Genomic DNA, 19,086 nt, shown 5'->3' with positions numbered 1-19,086 from the left:
GGAAAATTATGCCAAGCGTTAATAATTATTTTGATGATAAAGTGACTTCTATCGCGTTTCAAACCGCCACCAAGCCTGCGACTGTCGGCGTCATGGAAATTGGTGAATACGAGTTTGGTACCAGCGAATTTGAAACTATGAGTGTGGTCAGTGGTGCATTGACGGTCAAGCTACCAGAGAGTGATGAGTGGCAAACCTTTAATGCGGGTGAGCAATTTACCGTTGAAGCCAATCAGAAGTTTCAAGTAAAAGTGGCAGTAGAAACGGCTTATTTATGTGTTTATGGTAAATAAGCATTTTTAGAGTAGTAATCAACAGATTAACGCCAAGTGTTTAACGCTTGGCGTTTTTTTATGATTGCATTTTGAGATAAATTTGAGTCATAAAGTATTGGACAACCATTATAAGTTCTTACGATACTGCACCATGTCTGTTTGAGTGGCGATGGCGTCATAGAGTTTGCGCGCCGTGGTGTTGCCCTCTTGTGTCGTCCAATACACACGGTTGCAGTTTTTACTATGAGCGAACTCATACACCTTTTCAATCAATACTCGTCCTACGCCTTGTCCGCGTACCTGTTCATTGACGTATAAATCTTCTAAATAACAACACTCAGTGGTATTCCAAGTATTGGGGTGTAGCACCACATGGGTGATACCTACTAACTTATCGTCCTGCCAAGCACCAAAACCATAAATCGGCACGTTACTATCGAGCAAACTGTGCCACGTGTTTTGGGTGGTACTTGATGGCAGTTGAGTGTCATAAAACGTCAGGTAGCTTTGCCATAAGTTGAGCCAAACATCGTAATCGGCTTTAGATAATGCTGCTATCTTTATAGAGGTATTTTTCATTGTATTTTATTTAAATTAAAGTGTGATTGTTATCGAATTATGGCTTAAAAGCTCATTATTTAGAACCCTTTTAAGCGTGTTTTTTTACACATCGATTACACTTTGCTCGTGGCAAGTAAACAGCAAAAACCATCACAATTCATTATGCTAAAACGACTATTTTATCAATCGAGTATGTATTATGGCGACGCTAAATGACCAAACAACCACGCAAGACATACGCCATGATTATGAAAAACTCGCTCGCCTTGCTAATCTGCGCTATGTCAGTAATGATGAGCTTGGGTTTACGCGTAGGCGTTGGGGGCGCGGGTTTACTTACAAAGATGCCACAGGCAAAACGGTCAAAGACAAAGCCTTGCGACAGCGTTTTGATGCGCTAGTGATACCACCGATGTGGTCAGAGGTTTGGATATGCCAAGATGATAAAGGGCACTTGCAATCGACGGGGCGCGATGACAAAGCACGAAAGCAGTATCTGTATCACCCTGAGTGGGATCGCGTACGTGACCAAGCCAAATTCGATGCCATGATAGGCTTCGCTAGAGCATTGCCGAATCTGCGTGAGCAAGTCGAAAAAGACTTGAAAGCTAAATCATTATCCCGTGAAAATGTCTTATCAGCAGTGGTCAAACTATTAGAAACGACCTTGATTCGTATCGGTAACAGCCGCTATGCCAAGCTCAATAAGAGCTATGGTTTGAGTACTCTACGCAGTAAGCACGTGAGCGAAACTGATAATGGACTGGCGTTTGATTTCGTCGGTAAGAGCGCCAAAGAGCATCATATTGAATTGCAAGATGAGCGTTTGATTGAGATTGTGCAGGCATGTTCTGAGCTACCTGGTTATCAGATTTTTAAATATTTAGATGACGATGGTCACAAGCAAGTCGTCGACAGTAGCGATATCAACGACTATCTACGCACGCATACTAGCGGTCATGGTCGTGACAGTGAGATGTATAGCGGTAATTTATATAGCGCAAAGGACTTTCGTACTTGGATGGCCAGTGTCCTTGCCGCCAGTTACCTGCATGATGAGCTACAGAGCGCTCAGGGCAAAGCAATATTAGCCAGTGAACCTGATAGTAAAGCGCGTCAGCAGCTGGTGACTGATATGGTAAAAAGTGTCGCTGATGAGCTGGGTAATACCCCTGCTGTCTGCCGCTCTTCTTATATTAATCCCATTATTATAGAGCACTTTTTGGCGGGGCAGTTCTTTGAACCTTATAAACAAGCGCGCCGTGGACGTACTAAACAGCATCAAAGTTATGAAGAAAAGGCGCTGCTGGGATTTTTAAGTGGCTGCTGAGTGCTTTGAAATAAAGTTCCATCAAGAGTTTGTGATTGAATTATAAAAATGATACGTTATGTATTGAAATAAATATTAAAATGCGTTACTAATAGAGTCTATGCACATTGATATGTGCGAACAAGCAGAAAAAACAGTTGCTAGGATATGCCTGTTTTTCTGCTGACAATTCTCTTATTTCGCCCGTTACCTGCTATTGCTAAAGGATTAGCTTATGAACACCTCTTCTACAGACCTATCAGTTGTAAATACCACTTCAAATCATACTACACACCCGCCAATGAGCTATAGCGATTACTATCATAACTTTGATATGAACGCGCTATTGACAGAAATATTTGGCGAGCATTTAGACGATCGCTTGAATGCTTATATGGCGTGTTGCGGTCGTCATGTGCGTGATGGTCGCGGTGATAATATTGCACTGGTGCATGAAGATACGTCGGGCAATGTAACGCGCATGAGCTTTGCTGAGCTTGATAAGGCAAGCGCACAAGTCGCCAATTTATTGTTGTCTTATGGCGTACAAGTTGGTGACCAAGTGGCAACCATGCTACCTCGCACTCCTGAGCTGCTCACCATTGTACTCGCGACTTGGCGGATCGGTGCGGTTTATCAACCGTTATTTACCGCCTTTGGCTATGATTCGATTAAGTATCGGATGGACAAAGCCAATACCAAAGTGGTTTTTACCAATCAAGAAAATCGTGGCAAGTTTGACGACTTAGCCAAACAGACCAAAATGGTGCTGGTTGGCAGCAAGGTAGATGCGCAAAGCTGGGGTGATGATAACTACGCTGAAAAGGTCGCAACGCAGTCGCAAACGGTAGACGCGGTTTCATTAAATACCGATGCACCCTTTCTGCAAATGTTTACCTCGGGTACGGTTGGCAAATCAAAAGGCGTTAGTGTGCCGCTAAGTGCGCTCTCAGCGTTTTATCTCTACATGCACTATGCGATTGACTTGCGAGCGGATGATAATTACTGGAACATGGCTGATCCAGGCTGGGCGTACGGTCTTTATTATGCGATTACAGGACCTTTGTTATTAGGGGTAACAACGTATTTTAATGAAGCTGGCTTTGATGCACAAAATACTCGCGATTTTATGGTACGTCATAAGATTAGTAATTTGGCGTCCTCACCGACAGCGTTTCGGATGATGAAATCGAGTGGCGTCTTTGAAGCTGCTCACCATGACAATAATAATGACAATGAGGCTAAATTATCACTGCGCTGTGCCAATTCAGCAGGCGAGACCTTAAATACCGAAGTGGTCAATTGGGTTGAAACCTATTTAAACTGTAAGGTCTGCGATCAGTACGGGCAGACCGAGACAGGGATGACTTGCTGTGAGCACCATGCATTAGCACATGAATGTCCAGTTGGCTCGATGGGCATGGCGCTACCGGGGCATACACTCGTTGTATTAGATGATGATATGAATATATTAGCTGATGGCGAACAAGGACAGCTTGCCGTAGTGGTCAGTCAATCGCCCGCATTTTATTTCCGCGGCTATAGCTGGAACGAAAAAGACGCTTTCGCTGATGATTACTATTTAACAGGCGATGTGGTTGAGCGTCACAGTGATGGCAGCTATTGGTTTTCAGGGCGTGATGACGACATTATCATTACCGCAGGTTATCGCGTTGGACCAACCGATGTTGAAAACACAGTGCTGGAGCATGAGGCAGTCGCAGAGTCAGCGGCAGTTGGCGTGCCAGACGAAGTGCGTGGTCATACCATTAAGTCGTATGTGGTGCTAAAAGACGGTATCGAAGGCACAGACGAGATTGCTAAAGAGATTCAAGATTTGGTGCGCAGACGTTTATCAACTCACGCTTATCCACGTGAGGTTGAGTTTGTAAAAGAGTTGCCAAAAACCCCAAGTGGTAAAATTCAGCGCTTCTTACTGCGCAGTTTGTCTGCGGCTTAATAAAGCGTAATGCACTCATATCGTCAGGTTAAGATAAAAATCGATGACTGATAAAAATAACAGTAAAAATTTTAATAAAAGGAATAATTATGCACATTGAACAACAGAGCTTTTTGGTCACAGGCGGTGCATCAGGTTTGGGAGAGGCAGTGGTTCGTACTATTGTCATTCAAGGCGGTAACGTCGTCATCGCAGATCTGAATGAATCAGCAGGGCAAGCGTTGGTGGCGGAACTAGGCGATAACGTTCGCTTTACACGCTGTGATGTGACCAGTAGTGATGAGGTGCAAGCGGCTGTAGATACGGCTGAAAAAGAATTTGGCGGCTTACAAGGGTCTATTAACTGTGCGGGCATCGCTGTGGTACAAAAGCTCTTAGACCGTGATAACAACCCAGCGGATCTCGATGCTTTTAGTCGTGGCGTCAATATTAATCTTGTTGGCTCTTTTAATGTCGCGCGTTTGGTCGCAGCCAGTATTGCAAAGCGTGTAGCAAATGCCAATAATGCAGACAGCTCCATAGAGAAGAACGCTGATAATGGCGTCATTATTAATACGGCTTCTATCGCAGCTTTTGATGGGCAAGTAGGACAAGCAAGCTATTCATCGTCAAAAGCAGGTGTCGTCGGTCTCACTTTACCGCTAGCACGTGAGCTGGCACGTCATGGTATTCGCGTGATGACTATCGCGCCGGGCGTCTTTGCCACACCGATGATGGAGACTATCCCTGAAAAAGCGCGCGAACAACTAGAGGCGGGCGTACCTTATCCTAAGCGTCTGGGCAATCCCAATGAGTTTGCCAAGTTGGTCATGCATATCATTGATAATGCCTATCTCAATGGAGAAGTCATTCGCTTAGATGGCGCAATTCGTATGGTGTAATGGCATTAACGAAGTTTCTATGTTCAAAAGATCCTAATGTTATTCATGAAATTTTCACAAAAACTGGCATGGTGCTTTGGTAAGTTAATAGCGTGGTATGTTGCCATTTCACTCTCTAACGCTAAACGGAGTTATTAAAGCCTATGTCATTGTTTTCTCTACATTTCAGCAAAAATCCGCGTCGATTGTTTGTCGTGATAGGACTGGGACTGACAACCATTATGAGCACCAGTGCGATAGGGTATGTCAAAACAGCCTCCTCGGATGCAAAAAGTACAGGCAATAATGGTCAGCCTATTTCTAGTACGGTGGTTATCGATAAAGTTTTTGTCGATAAATCCGACCGTATTTTGCAGCTATTGAGTGGTGATAAAGTCATTAAGTCCTATCGTATTGCGCTAGGCGATAGTCCGGTTGGTCATAAAAAGCAGCAAGGCGATGAGCGCACACCCGTGGGGGCGTACATCTTAGATTATAAGAATGAGAACTCTATTGCCCATCGCTCCATCCATATAAGCTACCCCAATGCTGAGGACAAAGCTCGGGCACGATCACGCGGCGTCCATCCTGGTGGCGATATTATGATTCATGGGCAGATGAACGGCTTCGGTCATCTAGCGTGGATTAACCAACAACGTGATTGGACCGATGGTTGCATTGCGGTCACTGATAATGAGATGGATGAGATTATGGCGGCAGTTAAGGTTGGTACATCGATAGAAATTGTAGAGTGAGCGTTATGTTAATGCTGACTATCGTGTAGTAAGTTTCTAGCAGTTACAGCGCATTAAAATCTTTGCTATAGCTGTCTCTTGCTTGCCTTTCATTGTTGAACAAGCTTCTCTTTTGGTTGTTTTTTTATTTATCCTCTTGAAATACTCTCTTAGTGTGCCTATTGATAGTTTGTGATAATATCATTGCTATGGGTAAGGTTTTTACCCATATAAAATCTTACTATTTTTCAGTATTTACTAATAAGTCATAGATATTGATTGACAACTTGCAAAAGTAGGTTGAAATCTTGTATGTTATACCCTATATATATAACAACTAACGGTGATTGAAGCACGATAAAATTGACGATAAGCGCTATGTTTTAAAGGCTGCGCGTTCGGTATTTTATGTTGCATCCACTGACTGATAATACTAATTATAAAAGGACACAATTATGAGGTTCGAAAAATTTACCCAGAAACTACAATCTGCCATTCAAGAAGCACAGAGCCTAGCATTGGGACGTGACCATACAGGTATTGATCCTGTGCATCTGCTTGCAGTATTGCTACAGGATGAGTCTAATTTATCTATCTGCCAACAAGCAGGCGCGTCTATCCCTGCGCTAAAGAATGGTGTGGCAAAGGCGCTCGACAATCAAGCAACGATTAGTGAGCCAACAGGTGATGTGAATTTAAACCCAAATTCGGTTAAAATTTTGAACTTGGCAGACCGTCAAGCACAAAAAGAAGGCGATGATTTTATTGCCACTGAATGGGTGATGTTGGCGCTCGCTGAGCAAGGTGAAACCAAAAAGATATTTGAGAGTGCGGGCGTAACAGCGAGTAAATTAAAAACAGTCATTGAGCAATTGCGAGGTGATGATACCGTGAATAATCAAAATGCTGAAGATCAGCGTGATGCGCTGAATAAATATACGATTAACTTAACTGAGCAGGCGGAACTTGGTAAGCTTGACCCTGTGATTGGTCGCGATGAAGAGATTCGTCGTACCATTCAAGTACTGTCGCGTCGTACCAAAAATAACCCAGTACTGATTGGTGAGCCAGGTGTTGGTAAAACGGCTATCATTGAAGGTTTGGCACAAAAAATCATCAATGGTGACGTACCAGAAGGACTACGCCGCAAAGAAGTGTTGTCGTTAGATTTGGGCTCATTGATTGCGGGTGCAAAATTCCGTGGTGAGTTTGAAGAGCGACTCAAAGCGGTACTTAGCGATTTATCAAAGCAAGAAGGCAATGTCATCTTATTTATCGATGAGTTGCATACTTTAGTAGGTGCTGGTAAAGCCGATGGCGCGATGGATGCCGGTAATATGCTAAAACCTGCGCTTGCGCGTGGTGAGCTACACTGTGTCGGTGCGACAACTCTCGATGAGTATCGCCAGTACATCGAAAAAGATGCGGCTCTTGAGCGTCGTTTTCAAAAGGTACTGGTCGATGAGCCAACGGTCGAAGACACCATTGCGATTTTGCGTGGTCTAAAAGAGCGTTATGAGCTGCATCACGGTGTTGATATCCAAGACAGCGCGATTATTGCTGCTGCGCGGATGAGCCATCGTTATATTACCGATCGCAAGCTGCCAGATAAAGCGATTGACTTGATTGATGAAGCGGCCAGTCGTTTACGTATGGAGATGGACAGCAAGCCTGAAGCCTTAGGTAAGCTTGATAGTCGCTTGATTCAGTTGAAAATGCAGCGCGAAGTGCTCAAAAATGAAGAAGACGCTGGTGCGCAAGCAGAGCGTAAAGTGCTTGATGCACAAATTGAAGAGCTAGAAAAAGAGTACGCTGACCTTAATGAGATTTGGCAAGCAGAAAAAGCCTTGGTCAAAGGCAGTCAGCAGCTAAAAGACGAGCTGGATAAAGCGCGTATTGCTTATGATAAAGCCAGTCGTGAAGGTGATTACGAGACCATGAGTAAGCTGCAGTATGAAACGATTCCGCAGCTAGAGCGCCGCATTACTGAGTCTGACTTGGCAGAACAAAAAGAGCAGACAGGCGAAGGTAGTGGTGTAAAACTGCTACGTAACAAAGTCACGGATAATGAAATTGCCGAAGTCGTAGCGGCAGCAACAGGTATTCCTGTGAGTAAAATGATGCAAGGCGAGCGTGATAAGATGATAGCGATGGAAGAAAAGCTCCATGAACGTGTCATCGGTCAAGATGAAGCAGTCGAAGCGGTCGCCAATGCGGTACGCCGTAGCCGTGCTGGTTTGTCTGATCCGAATCGCCCTTCAGGTTCGTTCTTATTCTTAGGACCAACGGGTGTCGGTAAGACTGAGTTGACCAAGTCACTGGCGAACTTCTTATTCGACTCTGAAGATGCGATTGTTCGTATAGACATGAGTGAGTATATGGAGAAGCACAGTGTCAGTCGTTTGGTGGGTGCGCCTCCAGGTTATGTGGGCTACGAAGAAGGTGGTGCATTAACGGAAGCGGTACGCCGTAAGCCTTATAGTGTGATTTTGTTTGATGAAGTTGAAAAAGCGCACCCTGATGTGTTTAATATCTTGCTACAAGTATTGGACGATGGTCGCTTAACGGACTCACAGGGTCGCGTGGTGGACTTCAAAAACACGGTCATCATTATGACCAGTAACTTGGGTTCGCACAAAATCCAAGAGATGGTCGGTGAAAGTTACGAAGACATCAAAGCTGAGGTGATGGAATCAGTTGGGCAGCATTTCCGCCCAGAGTTTGTCAACCGTATCGATGAGATTGTGGTATTTCATCCGCTCGGTATGTCGCAGATGTCAGGTATTGCTGCGATTCAGTTGGATCGCTTACGTCAGCGCTTGCATGAGCGTGAGATGGATATTGAATTATCAGCTGATGCGATGAACAAACTGGTTGCGATTGGTTATGATCCTGTCTATGGCGCACGTCCACTAAAACGTGCGATCCAGCAGGAAATAGAAAACCCATTGTCATTGAAGCTATTGGCTGGTGATTTTGGCGCAGGAGATATCATCAAAGTCGATGTCGGCGCAGATGATAAGTTGGTGTTTGAGAAACGTAGCATGAATTAATATCTAACCCTAACTGACCGTGGTTTAAAACCAACCTCTTACTTGCCTATTTTTTCTACAGGCAGGTAAGGGGTTTTTTTGTGCGCCATTATTATTTACGGTTTGAGTGCTTTGACTATGTTATAAATAAACTAAGCACTAAAAATTAAACACTAGAAATAAGACATCAACAGTTACGGAGACGACAAAATGACGATCATCAGTATGCAGCACCTAAGCACGCCATTAATGTTACCGATAATGATCAGCGCACTGCTGTTTAGTACTCCTGCTTGCTCCAATCAAACTGCCGTCAATACTCATGAAGACCTAACAGAATATAAAGAAGGGCAAGCCTCTGCTAATGAATCGCTAGCAAGTACCGAAAAACCTGCCTTTATCACCAAGAAAATTGCCACGTTTGATGAACCTTGGGCAATGACAGCATTACCTACCGTTAATAATGAGCCCCCTAAATTACTTGTCACCCAAAAGACAGGCGAGTTATTCATTGTTGATACGGCAACAGGGGCTAAAACAACCATCATTGGTATACCGAAAGTGGCTTATGGTGGGCAAGGTGGTCTTGGCGATATCGTTCTTGCACCAAATTTTGCTACTTCTAATCATGTCTATATGAGCTACGTTGAAGCAGGGAATGACACTGATAATAATAAATTTGGCGCTAAAGTCATCAAAGCGACATTGATAGGATTGGATACAGCCACGCCACGTTTGCAGGATATTACGCCCATTTGGGAGCAAACACCGAAAGTAAAAGGGCAGGGGCATTATAGTCATCGCTTGCTCTTCTCGCCTGACGGAAAATATTTATATATCAGTTCAGGCGAGCGCCAAGAAAAAACACCAGCACAGGATATGAGCGTCAATTTGGGCAAAATTATTAGGTTAAATCTTGATGGCTCAGTGCCAGCAGACAATCCTTTTGTAGATAATAGCAATGACATTGCCGCACAGTTTTGGAGTATAGGACATCGTAATGTATTGGGTATGGCGTTCGATGAAAAAGGTAGGCTTTGGGCGCATGAGATGGGACCACGGGGCGGTGATGAGTTCAATCTCATTGAAAAAGGTCATAACTACGGCTGGCCAATCGTATCAAATGGGCGTAACTATACAGGAACGGATATTCCTGACCATGAGACGCGTCCTGAGTTTACGTCGCCCAAAATTAGTTGGACGCCAGTGATATCGCCATCCTCGATGAGTATTTATAACGCTGGAAAATATAATGATTTCCCAGCGTGGCAAGGTAATGCGCTCATTAGTGGCTTATCATCTAAAGCGCTGATAGTCGTCGATTTTGATGAAAATAGCCGCGCGACTGAGCGCTATCGCTATGATATGGGCGAGCGTATTCGTAGTGTGTTAAATGTAGATGGACAAGTTTGGGTGTTAGAAGATGGCGATAATAGTGGATTATTACAATTGATTCCGCAGTAGTGATTAGTAGCCATTACTCTTCAACTTTCCAAGCGTTTGCACTATTGTCGGTTAGGCTGCTAAATGGTTTTGGTATATTTCTGTCAATAAGAAAAACGTAAATAGCTAATTAGATTTGATAGTTGGTAGGTATCTTGTTAAGGTATTCTTCCTAAAAAACTAAGGCTAACAAACAAATGGATCATGTAAAAGTTGGCAGGTTAGGCCCTTTTCCACGGGTAAGTAAACCTGTGTTTATTACTTCAGCGCTACTTATCGTTGGATTTATTATCTTTGGTGCTTTCTTTACTGAAACCGCTGGTGTGTTATTTAGCTTTTTGCAGAACTTTATTACGGATAAGTTCGGCTGGTTATTTATTATTTTAGTAAATTTAGCATTGTTGCTTTGTATTTATCTCGCGATGAGCCGTTATGGCGATATTCGTCTAGGTGCACAAACTGAGACGCCACAGTACAGTTTGTTCTCATGGATAGGGATGTTGTTCTCTGCTGGTATTGGTATAGGATTGGTGTATTGGGGGACAGCTGAGCCCTTGTATCACTTTATGGCACCACCACTCGGAGAAGCGGAAACGATAGAAGCCGCTAAGCAAGCCATAAATTTTACATTCTTGCATTGGGGCTTACATGCATGGGCGCTATACGCGATTGTTGCATTGTCTTTGGCTTATTTTCACTTTCGCCGTGGCTTGCCGTTATCGATTCGCTCAACGCTTTATCCTCTATTGGGGAAAAAAATCTATGGCTCGTGGGGACACGCCGTTGATATCTTAGCGGTATTTGGTACGATGTTTGGTGTGGTAACGTCGCTTGGTCTTGGCGTTATGCAGATTAATTCAGGACTTGAGCGACTATTTGGTGTTCCTAATAATCTAACGATACAGATCGGTCTGATTGTTTTCGTTACTATTTTAGCTGCTTTTTCCGTCATGATGGGCTTAGACAAAGGTATTAAGCGCTTGAGCGATATTAATATCGGACTGACGGCAATCCTACTCGGGTTTATGGTCATCTTAGGGCCGACGCTTTTTATCTTTGATAGCTATCTTGAAAATGTTGGCAATTATCTTTCGGTAGTTGTACCGCTAGGTCTGTGGGGTGAATCGTATGAAGGTCAAGAAAATTGGCAGTCATCATGGACGATATTTTATTGGGCATGGTGGGTAAGTTGGGCACCGTTCGTTGGCGTATTTATCGCGCGTATCAGTCGTGGTCGTACTATTCGTGAGTTTATATTGGGTGTTTTATTGATTCCCATGCTGATTTTGTTCTTTTGGTTCACCACTTTCGGTGGCGTTGCTATCCATATGGAGCTCTTAGCTGCTATTGATCCCGCTATGGCCAGCCCAGGATTGGTAGAAGCCGTGCAAACGGATTTTGGTAGTGCAATTTTTAAATTGGTTGAATTTTATCCATTGGCACAACCAGTCACCTTAATGATTGTCGTTATGATTGTCCTTTGGTTTGTGACTTCATCCGATTCAGCAAGCTTTGTGATTGATATGTTGACCGCAGGTGGTGATACCAACCCACCAAAAATCCAGCGTTTATTCTGGGCAAGTACGGAAGGTATCATTGCTGCTGTTTTGCTTGCTGCTGGTGGACTAAGTGCATTACAAGCAGCGGCTATCGTTGCAGGATTACCCTTTGTTTTAGTAGTATTTGCGATGATGTATGCGTTACTTCGTGGCTTAAGCCGAGATCGTTTGATACTGTATCGCGCTCAGCAGCACTTTATCACCGAAGAATCCGCAGATCACAACTCAGCCAATGAGTTTGCTGATGAGCACTTATTAAAAGGACCACCTAAAATCGTGAAAGGTGATTAGCAGATTATATATATCAGCCTTAATACTGTTTTTATGAAATGAATCAGGCAGTTAGCTTCTTCTTTTTTACGTAAAAATACAATATAACAATTGTGATTTGAAATCCTAAGATGCATCGTTATCTTAGGATTTTTTTATTTGTTGACCAATAGCAAGGTTATAAAGTGTCTGATTCGATTTGATAGTTGTGCAGTATCTTGTTAAGGTGAGCCCCTTCAAAAATTGAGATGACTAAATGGATCATGTAAAAGTTGGCCGCTTAGGCCCTTTTCCACGGGTAAGTAAACCTGTGTTTTTAACTTCAGCATTATTAATTCTTGTGTTCATTATTTTTGGTGCTCTTTTTAATGAGCAAGCAGAATTGTTGTTTGGTCATGCTAAAGCATTCGTGTCTTTGCGTTTTGGCTGGTTCTTTATTGTGGTGGTCAACTTAACGTTGGTGATGAGTATTTACATGATATTTAGTCGTTATGGCGATATCAGGCTTGGTCATCAAAATGAGAAACCAGAATACAATCTAGTATCTTGGATTGGCATGCTATTTTCAGCGGGCATCGGTATTGGACTGCTCTATTGGGGGACGGCTGAACCCTTGTACCATTTTATGGCGCCGCCGTTAGGAGAAGCTGAAACAGTGGCTGCCGCCAAGCAAGCGATGAATATCTCGTTCTTGCACTATGGTTTGCATGTGTGGGCGCTCTATGGCATGGTCGCGTTGTCATTGGCTTATTTCCATTACCGAGTGGGCTTACCGCTGGCCATCCGTTCGACACTATATCCTATATTGGGCAAAAAGATCTATGGTGGCTGGGGTCATACGGTCGATACACTAGCGGTATTTGGTACGATGTTTGGAGTAGTGACCACTTTAGGTCTTGGGGTGTTGCAAATTAACTCAGGTCTTGAGACGTTATTTGGCATACCCAATAATATTACAGTGCAAATTATTTTGATTGCCTTAATCACTATGTTGGCAGGTCTGTCTCTATTTATGGGGCTAGATAAAGGGATTAAGCGCTTAAGTGATACCAATATATTATTTACTGTGATATTGCTCAGCTTTGTGATTATTTTAGGCCCGACCCAGTTTATCTTTAATAGCTTTGTAGAAAATATTGGCAATTATTTGCATCAAATTGTGCCATTAGGTCTTTGGACAGAATCGTATGATGGTCAAGAAAACTGGCAAGCATCATGGACGATTTTCTATTGGGCATGGTGGATAAGCTGGTCGCCTTTCGTCGGTGTGTTCGTGGCTCGTATCTCTCGTGGTCGAACCATTCGTGAGTTTATCTTAGGGGTGTTATTAATTCCTATTACTATTTTGTTCTTATGGTTCACGGCATTCGGTGGTTCAGCCGTTAATATGGAATTAATGGCAGCCGCTGATCCCAACCTCATTAGTCCTGGCTTGATTGAGGCTGTCCAAGCAGATACTGGCAGTGCCATCTTTAAGCTGATGGAATCTTATCCATTTACGTCAGCTTTGAACTTGCTTATCGTAGTGATGATTGTGCTTTGGTTTGTCACGTCATCGGATTCTGCCAGTTTCGTTATTGATATGTTGACCTCAGGTGGCGATGCCAATCCACCGAAAATTCAGCGCCTATTTTGGGCGGGTACAGAGGGTGTCATCGCTGCCGTACTATTAGCAGCAGGTGGCTTGAGTGCGCTACAAGCGGCTTCCATTGTGTCAGGTTTCCCTTTTGCGATTGTGATAGTCGTTATGATGTACTCCTTATTACGCGGCTTGAGTCGAGATCGTTTGATACTGTATCGCAATCAGCAATGGTTTGTCACCGAAGAGTCAGCAGAGCATAATTCAGCCAATGAGTTTCGTGATGAAGATTTACTGACAGGCCCACCTGATATCGAAAAGCCTGAAGGTTAGATTTTATTGATCTGAAAAATAATAAAAAAGCACCCGCTTATGATTAAGCGGGTGCTTTTTCATGTGATTTAATTGTCTTTTTTCGTTTGATATAAAGTATTTACACAAAGTTATAAAGCAAGGTTATGAGCACTGTCCTTTAATATAACCTACTGCTGCCGTCGTGCCACATGCCGAACATGAGTTGCCCGCAGTGCGATAACTAAATCCTGAGCTGGTTTTTACTTTGACACACACAGGATCATATTGCGCGGTGCACATCGTTTGCTCAGGGTTGTAAGGTGGGCACTTAATGAAAGGGTTATCACTGTTCTGTTGGCTGTGCCCAGTGCTATGAATAGGGGCGGTGTCAGGCGTATCGATGCTTTGGATGTTATTACAGCCAGCTAAGGCAATAGTGACTGATAACCCTAATAATGACAGGCATGATCGCCATGATTTGAATAAGTGGTTCATAATCATATGTCCTTATAAATAGTGTTCGGTAAGTCCCTGTTATCGATAGCTGGTTGCAACCATGTGATGAACAAGGTGGTTTTAATTGATAGTAGCCTATTTATCAGCAGTCATCTACCAAATCATGATTAATAAAAAACCCAAGCCTATGATTAAGCTTGGGTTTGAGCACCACTATAGTCATTCCACTATAAAAATATTACTGCGTTAACCTCGCTTGAAGTATTAAATATACATCTACACTCGGTTGCCTTGTACTACTTTTAAATTGAACTGACTATACCAGCCGTTTTATAAATGCTAGCTAAAGGCGATAGAACTATTTGGCTGCTTTGTCATCTTGATTAAGCTGAACATATTTATCAAAGTTCTGCGCATAATCAGTCAGGTTGTCGCTCAGCATTTGGCGATACTGTTTGACATAAAATTCAACGATATCATCTTTTTCTTTGGCAAAGTCATCGCCTTTGACAAAGCCGATAGAAGCGACAGATGCGCTATAACGTGCGGCTGCATAAAGTAGTGATGCACCTACTTGTCCTGAATGCGCTTCAGAACCCAACTGACTGTTTGCGATACCAATAATGGCATCAGCACGTTGATAAAATGCTTGCATTTCAGGGGTAATCTCAATGTTAGCGTCAACATTGCTTTCTTGAATGTTGCTGTCTTGCATATTGTCTTGAGACATAAGCGACTCCTAATAAGTGTCGGTAATTTTAAATTTATAAAGAAGGTTTGTAGGTGGTGCAACGTGATATTTTTACAAACCAGCGTCTGCTTTTAATATCTCAGCTTTGTCTGTTTTTTCCCACGTAAAAGCAGTTTCAGAGCCAGGACGACCAAAATGACCAAAAGTCGCCGTTTGCTGATACATTGGCTGCAATAAGTTTAGCATACGGGTAATGCCATAAGGGCGCAGGTCAAAATGGGTGCGAATCAGACGGATGATTTCATCATTGCTGATTTTATTCGTACCAAAGGTATTGACAGAGATAGAGGTTGGTTCAGCGACACCAATGGCATAACTGACCTGTATTTCACAGCGCTCAGCGAGTCCTGCCGCAACGATATTCTTAGCCACATAACGCACGGCGTACGCAGCACTGCGATCTACTTTTGAGGGATCTTTACCACTGAATGCACCGCCGCCATGACGCGCCATACCGCCATACGTATCAACAATAATTTTACGACCTGTCAATCCAGCATCACCTACAGGACCGCCAATCACAAACTTACCCGTTGGGTTGATATGATAGCGCGTGCCAGCATGCAATAATTCAGCAGGCAATACTTGTTTGATGATAGATTCCATTATGGCTTCTTGCAGATCTTTTTGCGAGATACTTGGATCGTGTTGCGTTGATAGCACCACGGCATCAATGGCAACAGGCTTGCTACCATCATATCTTAAGGTCACTTGTGCTTTGGCATCTGGACGCAACCACGGCAACTCGCCTGCGCGGCGCAGCTCAGATTGGCGTTCCATCAAGCGATGAGCAAATTCGATAGGGGCTGGCATCAACACGTCAGTTTCATTGCTGGCATAGCCAAACATAAGACCTTGGTCACCTGCGCCTTGCTCTTCAGGGTCGCTACGATCGACACCTTGAGCGATTTCAGGAGATTGTTTGCCGAGCATATTGATGACCGCGCATGTTTCGCCATCAAAGCCTAAGTCTGAGTGGTGGTAACCAATACCGTTTACGGTATCACGCACGATACGCTCAACATCGATATTTGCCGTCGTGGTGACTTCACCCGCTAGTATCACAGCACCTGTTTTAACCAAGGTTTCGCATGCCACGCGTGCATGCAAATCTTCACGTAAGATGGCGTCAAGGATGGCATCTGATATTTGGTCAGCCATTTTATCAGGATGACCTTCGCTCACAGATTCTGAGGTAAATAAGTTGTATTCACGCATAATGGGATCGCTTAATTGCAGGGACTGTATTCTACGAACTCAGTCATTATTAAATGTATATAAAAATAAAAGGCGAAAACGAATAAAAAAATTAGCACATTTTACCGTGTATCGAGGTAAAACTCTAGCGATGGATAATACTAAGAAGTAACTAGGCATGGATTAACCATGGTAAAAGTCATCAATCTCGCTATTTTCTTGCCAGCGATATTCAGTATAGTGAGCGATCTGGCGCGCCGTATCGATGTCATGTCTGTCGGCGATAAAACCAAGCGCCATGTCCATACCTGCACTGACACCTGAGGACGTATAAAATTTGCCATCAACAACCCAGCGTGCTTGCTCGGCCCAATGGACTTTGTCAGATTGCGCTATTACCCATTGCCATGACAGTTTATTAGACGTTGCGCGCTTGTCATCTAAGACGCCAGCCTTAGCCAACAATGCACTACCCGTACAAACGCTAAGTACCCAATCAGCATGGTCAACCAAGGTTATTAACGTCTGCAAAAATGGTCGGTGATTGATTTGCTGGCGAGTACCCATGCCGCCAACCATCAATAAAATATCAGTCTGATGCGCTAACTCGCTGACAGCGATGGTCTGCATCGCAACGCCATGCTTACTGCAAATAATGCCGCCGTTTAATGAGGCAAATTGTAGATGATAATGCTCAGGTAAGCAGCCAAACATCTCGATAGGTCCAAATAGATCCAAAGTCTCAAAATCATCGAATAATAGCGCGGTCAGTGTCTGCATCTGGCTTCCTAATTTTTAAATAATGTTTACAAAAGTAAGTGGGCGTCTATTGCTTTTTTAACCACGCTATTCATGTTTTATTTATATAAAGTAGATAAATTAAACCTTCTATAACTAGGGCGTGTCCTCATTTTAAAAATGGTGATAAAAATGAGATAAATTGCCGTCAAACAAGGAAAATAGCGCACATAATATCGAGATATTAAGAAGCTATTTGACGATGTTTGGCAAAATTTAGCTATTTTTAGCCCATTTAGAAAGTAATTGATTGAATTGAGGACACGCCCTAGAGCAGTTATCGTTCTAAAAGCGATCGTTCTAAAAATTATAACGCCAAAAACTTGGCTTTTTCTTTAAACATACATTCGTCATAAACAGGACACGCCCCGCATTTGGGTGTACGGGCTTGGCAGGTATAGCGCCCGTGTAAAATAAGATAATGATGCGCATCCACGATGAAGTCCTCTGGGATACGCTCGACCAACTTATTTTCAACGATCAAGACATTCTTGCCCGTGGCAAGTCCTGTACGATTACCTACCCGAAAGATATGAGTATCAACCGCCATGGTTGGCTGACCAAAGGCGGTGTTTAACACCACATTGGCGGTTTTGCGCCCGACGCCAGCGAGAGACTCTAAGTCTTTGCGATTATCAGGGACGGTGCTGTCAAATTTCTCAATTAAATCATGGCAAGTTTTGATGACGTTTTTGGCTTTGGCATTATATAAGCCAATATTTTTGATATAAGATTTTAGACCGTCTTCACCCAATGCCAAGATTGCTTCAGGTGTATTTGCTACGGGATATAATTGCTTGGTAGCAATATTGACGCTTACATCCGTCGCCTGCGCAGACAAGATGACCGCGATCAGCAGCTCAAAATTACTCTTATAATTCAATTCCGTAACTGGCTCATCAATCGTCGCTGCCAGCTTTTCAAAAAATGGACGCACGTCACGATTGGGCATTCGTCTCGATGGCGGGGTATCGGCAGTTTTGTGTTTGACGGTTTTACTCATAGTATTCTTACTATTTTTTGGCTATTGATAGTTAATAACTGATACAAGATATCGGGATAAATTCATTTTAGCGATGTTGGGTAGACTGTCTAACAAATGATAATTACGCTATTAAAGCTGACTTAACTCTACTTGCAACGCGTCAAGCTCTACTTGTTTGCTCTCATTTGGACGGACACTTAGCTGCTTTTCTAGTTTTTTAATTTTACTACGAAGCTTCGCTGCGGCAATGGTGTTTTTTGCCTGCGCTTCGCTGATATTCAACGATTGACTAGCGGCATTGTTCAGTTTTGCTTCAACCATGCTGACCACAGGTCTACTATTGCTACTATCAGCCAGCTGTTCGGTAACGCGTCTTAAATGAGTATGATAGCGCTGTCTTAAATCTTCTTGCTCTGTGGTACGTCCAGAGCTAGACAGCTCCCGTTCAACAGTGACCAAGTCGATACAGTCAACTGGACAAGGAGCGATGCAAAGCTCGCAGCCCGTGCATAAATTCGTAAAGATAGTATGCATGTGCTTACCAGTACCGACAATAGCATCGACTGGGCAGGCAGGTATACATTTGGTGCAGCCGATACAATCATCTTCACGGATCACCGCACGTACCTCAGTCGGACGTTCAGAGGTCGCATCTATTGGCCACTGAGAAGGCGCCGCGCTAAGTATCGCTTCATGACTATCTATATTAATGATTTGAGCAATGGCATTGGTAACGGGTTGACCACCGGGTACACATTTATTGTATGGCTCATTGTCAAGCACAATAGCGGCGGCATAAGGTAAGCAGCCGTCTGGGTGCTCGCAAAGTCCACATTGTGTTTGCGGTAGACAAGCATCAATATATGAGATTTTCGCTTGTATGTCCGCAGGTAAGCGCTCTATATGCAAAGTGTCGAACAAGATTGGCAAATTGGTGAGACGGATGTGGGTGCTATTTTTACTAGTGGTGCTTTGCATATGCTTTAAAACCTTGATATCAGTGCTAAGTGCTAAGTGTACTCT

General features: G+C 43.4%; 16 protein-coding genes. 9 read left to right on the top strand and 7 right to left on the bottom strand.

The annotated features are described in order from the left end of the window. Nucleotides 1-8: 8 nt before the first annotated feature. A complete protein-coding gene (gene ppnP / locus JMW64_RS08485; protein ID WP_201554161.1) occupies nucleotides 9-293 on the top strand; it encodes a pyrimidine/purine nucleoside phosphorylase in 285 nt (94 codons plus the stop codon). A gap of 108 nt (nucleotides 294-401) precedes the next feature. On the opposite strand, the gene JMW64_RS08480 is transcribed toward ppnP, so the two are convergent. Further along, complete coding sequence (locus tag JMW64_RS08480) at nucleotides 402-854, bottom strand: GNAT family N-acetyltransferase (protein WP_055123932.1); 453 nt, start codon at nucleotides 852-854, stop codon at nucleotides 402-404. 181 nt (nucleotides 855-1,035) lie between these two features. Here JMW64_RS08480 and JMW64_RS08475 point away from each other — a divergent pair, with 181 nt between their 5' ends. From JMW64_RS08475 to JMW64_RS08440, 8 genes are all read left to right on the top strand, one after another. Next, on the top strand, nucleotides 1,036-2,166 hold the full coding sequence (locus JMW64_RS08475) for a DNA topoisomerase IB (protein ID WP_201554160.1): 1,131 nt from the start codon (nucleotides 1,036-1,038) through the stop codon (nucleotides 2,164-2,166). Nucleotides 2,167-2,380: 214 nt separating this feature from the next. Continuing rightward, nucleotides 2,381-4,105, top strand: a complete 1,725-nt coding sequence (locus JMW64_RS08470; RefSeq protein ID WP_201554159.1) for an AMP-binding protein — start codon at nucleotides 2,381-2,383, stop codon at nucleotides 4,103-4,105. Nucleotides 4,106-4,194: 89 nt separating this feature from the next. After that, nucleotides 4,195-4,986 carry an SDR family NAD(P)-dependent oxidoreductase gene (locus tag JMW64_RS08465; RefSeq protein ID WP_201554158.1) on the top strand — a complete coding sequence of 264 codons (792 nt, stop codon included), beginning with the start codon at nucleotides 4,195-4,197 and terminating at the stop codon, nucleotides 4,984-4,986. Between the two features lie 143 nt (nucleotides 4,987-5,129). Next, nucleotides 5,130-5,720, top strand: coding sequence for a L,D-transpeptidase family protein (locus JMW64_RS08460; protein ID WP_201554156.1), 591 nt, complete (start codon nucleotides 5,130-5,132; stop codon nucleotides 5,718-5,720). Nucleotides 5,721-6,154: 434 nt separating this feature from the next. Next, a complete protein-coding gene (clpB, locus tag JMW64_RS08455) occupies nucleotides 6,155-8,752 on the top strand; it encodes an ATP-dependent chaperone ClpB (RefSeq protein ID WP_045445524.1) in 2,598 nt (865 codons plus the stop codon). Between the two features lie 189 nt (nucleotides 8,753-8,941). Beyond that, on the top strand, nucleotides 8,942-10,195 hold the full coding sequence (locus JMW64_RS08450; RefSeq protein WP_201554154.1) for a PQQ-dependent sugar dehydrogenase: 1,254 nt from the start codon (nucleotides 8,942-8,944) through the stop codon (nucleotides 10,193-10,195). 176 nt (nucleotides 10,196-10,371) lie between these two features. Next, nucleotides 10,372-12,024, top strand: a complete 1,653-nt coding sequence (locus JMW64_RS08445) for a BCCT family transporter (protein WP_201554152.1) — start codon at nucleotides 10,372-10,374, stop codon at nucleotides 12,022-12,024. A 235-nt stretch (nucleotides 12,025-12,259) separates the two neighbouring features. Beyond that, nucleotides 12,260-13,915 carry a BCCT family transporter gene (locus tag JMW64_RS08440; RefSeq protein WP_060491392.1) on the top strand — a complete coding sequence of 552 codons (1,656 nt, stop codon included), beginning with the start codon at nucleotides 12,260-12,262 and terminating at the stop codon, nucleotides 13,913-13,915. Nucleotides 13,916-14,038: 123 nt separating this feature from the next. Here the strand turns inward: JMW64_RS08440 and JMW64_RS08435 are convergent, their stop codons facing one another. The 6 genes from JMW64_RS08435 to JMW64_RS08410 all read right to left on the bottom strand — a co-directional run bounded on the left by JMW64_RS08435 (nucleotide 14,039) and on the right by JMW64_RS08410 (nucleotide 19,041). Next, a complete protein-coding gene (locus tag JMW64_RS08435) occupies nucleotides 14,039-14,371 on the bottom strand; it encodes a hypothetical protein (protein ID WP_201554150.1) in 333 nt (110 codons plus the stop codon). Nucleotides 14,372-14,690: 319 nt separating this feature from the next. Continuing rightward, nucleotides 14,691-15,062 carry a DUF3144 domain-containing protein gene (locus JMW64_RS08430; protein ID WP_372815298.1) on the bottom strand — a complete coding sequence of 124 codons (372 nt, stop codon included), beginning with the start codon at nucleotides 15,060-15,062 and terminating at the stop codon, nucleotides 14,691-14,693. 72 nt (nucleotides 15,063-15,134) lie between these two features. Then, nucleotides 15,135-16,301 carry a methionine adenosyltransferase gene (gene metK, locus JMW64_RS08425; protein ID WP_045451444.1) on the bottom strand — a complete coding sequence of 389 codons (1,167 nt, stop codon included), beginning with the start codon at nucleotides 16,299-16,301 and terminating at the stop codon, nucleotides 15,135-15,137. Nucleotides 16,302-16,463: 162 nt separating this feature from the next. After that, nucleotides 16,464-17,060: a DJ-1/PfpI family protein gene (locus JMW64_RS08420; protein ID WP_201554149.1), complete on the bottom strand. Its 597-nt coding sequence runs from the start codon at nucleotides 17,058-17,060 to the stop codon at nucleotides 16,464-16,466. A 325-nt stretch (nucleotides 17,061-17,385) separates the two neighbouring features. Further along, nucleotides 17,386-18,081: an endonuclease III gene (gene nth, locus JMW64_RS08415; RefSeq protein ID WP_201554148.1), complete on the bottom strand. Its 696-nt coding sequence runs from the start codon at nucleotides 18,079-18,081 to the stop codon at nucleotides 17,386-17,388. Nucleotides 18,082-18,192: 111 nt separating this feature from the next. Beyond that, nucleotides 18,193-19,041 (bottom strand): RnfABCDGE type electron transport complex subunit B, encoded by an 849-nt coding sequence (locus JMW64_RS08410; RefSeq protein ID WP_201554147.1) that lies wholly within the window; start codon nucleotides 19,039-19,041, stop codon nucleotides 18,193-18,195. Between the last annotated feature and the right edge of the window lie 45 nt (nucleotides 19,042-19,086).

Origin of the sequence: Psychrobacter immobilis, assembly GCF_904846065.1 — a bacterium.
Lineage (GTDB): Bacteria > Pseudomonadota > Gammaproteobacteria > Pseudomonadales > Moraxellaceae > Psychrobacter > Psychrobacter immobilis_H.
Note: the sequence above shows the minus strand (reverse complement) of the source record. Positions and strands in the feature narration are given on the sequence as shown.

Coding starts and splice junctions, on each gene's coding strand:
- ppnP (WP_201554161.1), top strand. CDS start 9: ATGCCAAGCGTTAATAATTATTTTGATGATAAAGTGACTTCTATCGCG.
- JMW64_RS08480 (WP_055123932.1), bottom strand. CDS start 854: ATGAAAAATACCTCTATAAAGATAGCAGCATTATCTAAAGCCGATTAC.
- JMW64_RS08475 (WP_201554160.1), top strand. CDS start 1,036: ATGGCGACGCTAAATGACCAAACAACCACGCAAGACATACGCCATGAT.
- JMW64_RS08470 (WP_201554159.1), top strand. CDS start 2,381: ATGAACACCTCTTCTACAGACCTATCAGTTGTAAATACCACTTCAAAT.
- JMW64_RS08465 (WP_201554158.1), top strand. CDS start 4,195: ATGCACATTGAACAACAGAGCTTTTTGGTCACAGGCGGTGCATCAGGT.
- JMW64_RS08460 (WP_201554156.1), top strand. CDS start 5,130: ATGTCATTGTTTTCTCTACATTTCAGCAAAAATCCGCGTCGATTGTTT.
- clpB (WP_045445524.1), top strand. CDS start 6,155: ATGAGGTTCGAAAAATTTACCCAGAAACTACAATCTGCCATTCAAGAA.
- JMW64_RS08450 (WP_201554154.1), top strand. CDS start 8,942: ATGACGATCATCAGTATGCAGCACCTAAGCACGCCATTAATGTTACCG.
- JMW64_RS08445 (WP_201554152.1), top strand. CDS start 10,372: ATGGATCATGTAAAAGTTGGCAGGTTAGGCCCTTTTCCACGGGTAAGT.
- JMW64_RS08440 (WP_060491392.1), top strand. CDS start 12,260: ATGGATCATGTAAAAGTTGGCCGCTTAGGCCCTTTTCCACGGGTAAGT.
- JMW64_RS08435 (WP_201554150.1), bottom strand. CDS start 14,371: ATGAACCACTTATTCAAATCATGGCGATCATGCCTGTCATTATTAGGG.
- JMW64_RS08430 (WP_372815298.1), bottom strand. CDS start 15,062: ATGTCTCAAGACAATATGCAAGACAGCAACATTCAAGAAAGCAATGTT.
- metK (WP_045451444.1), bottom strand. CDS start 16,301: ATGCGTGAATACAACTTATTTACCTCAGAATCTGTGAGCGAAGGTCAT.
- JMW64_RS08420 (WP_201554149.1), bottom strand. CDS start 17,060: ATGCAGACACTGACCGCGCTATTATTCGATGATTTTGAGACTTTGGAT.
- nth (WP_201554148.1), bottom strand. CDS start 18,081: ATGAGTAAAACCGTCAAACACAAAACTGCCGATACCCCGCCATCGAGA.
- JMW64_RS08410 (WP_201554147.1), bottom strand. CDS start 19,041: ATGCAAAGCACCACTAGTAAAAATAGCACCCACATCCGTCTCACCAAT.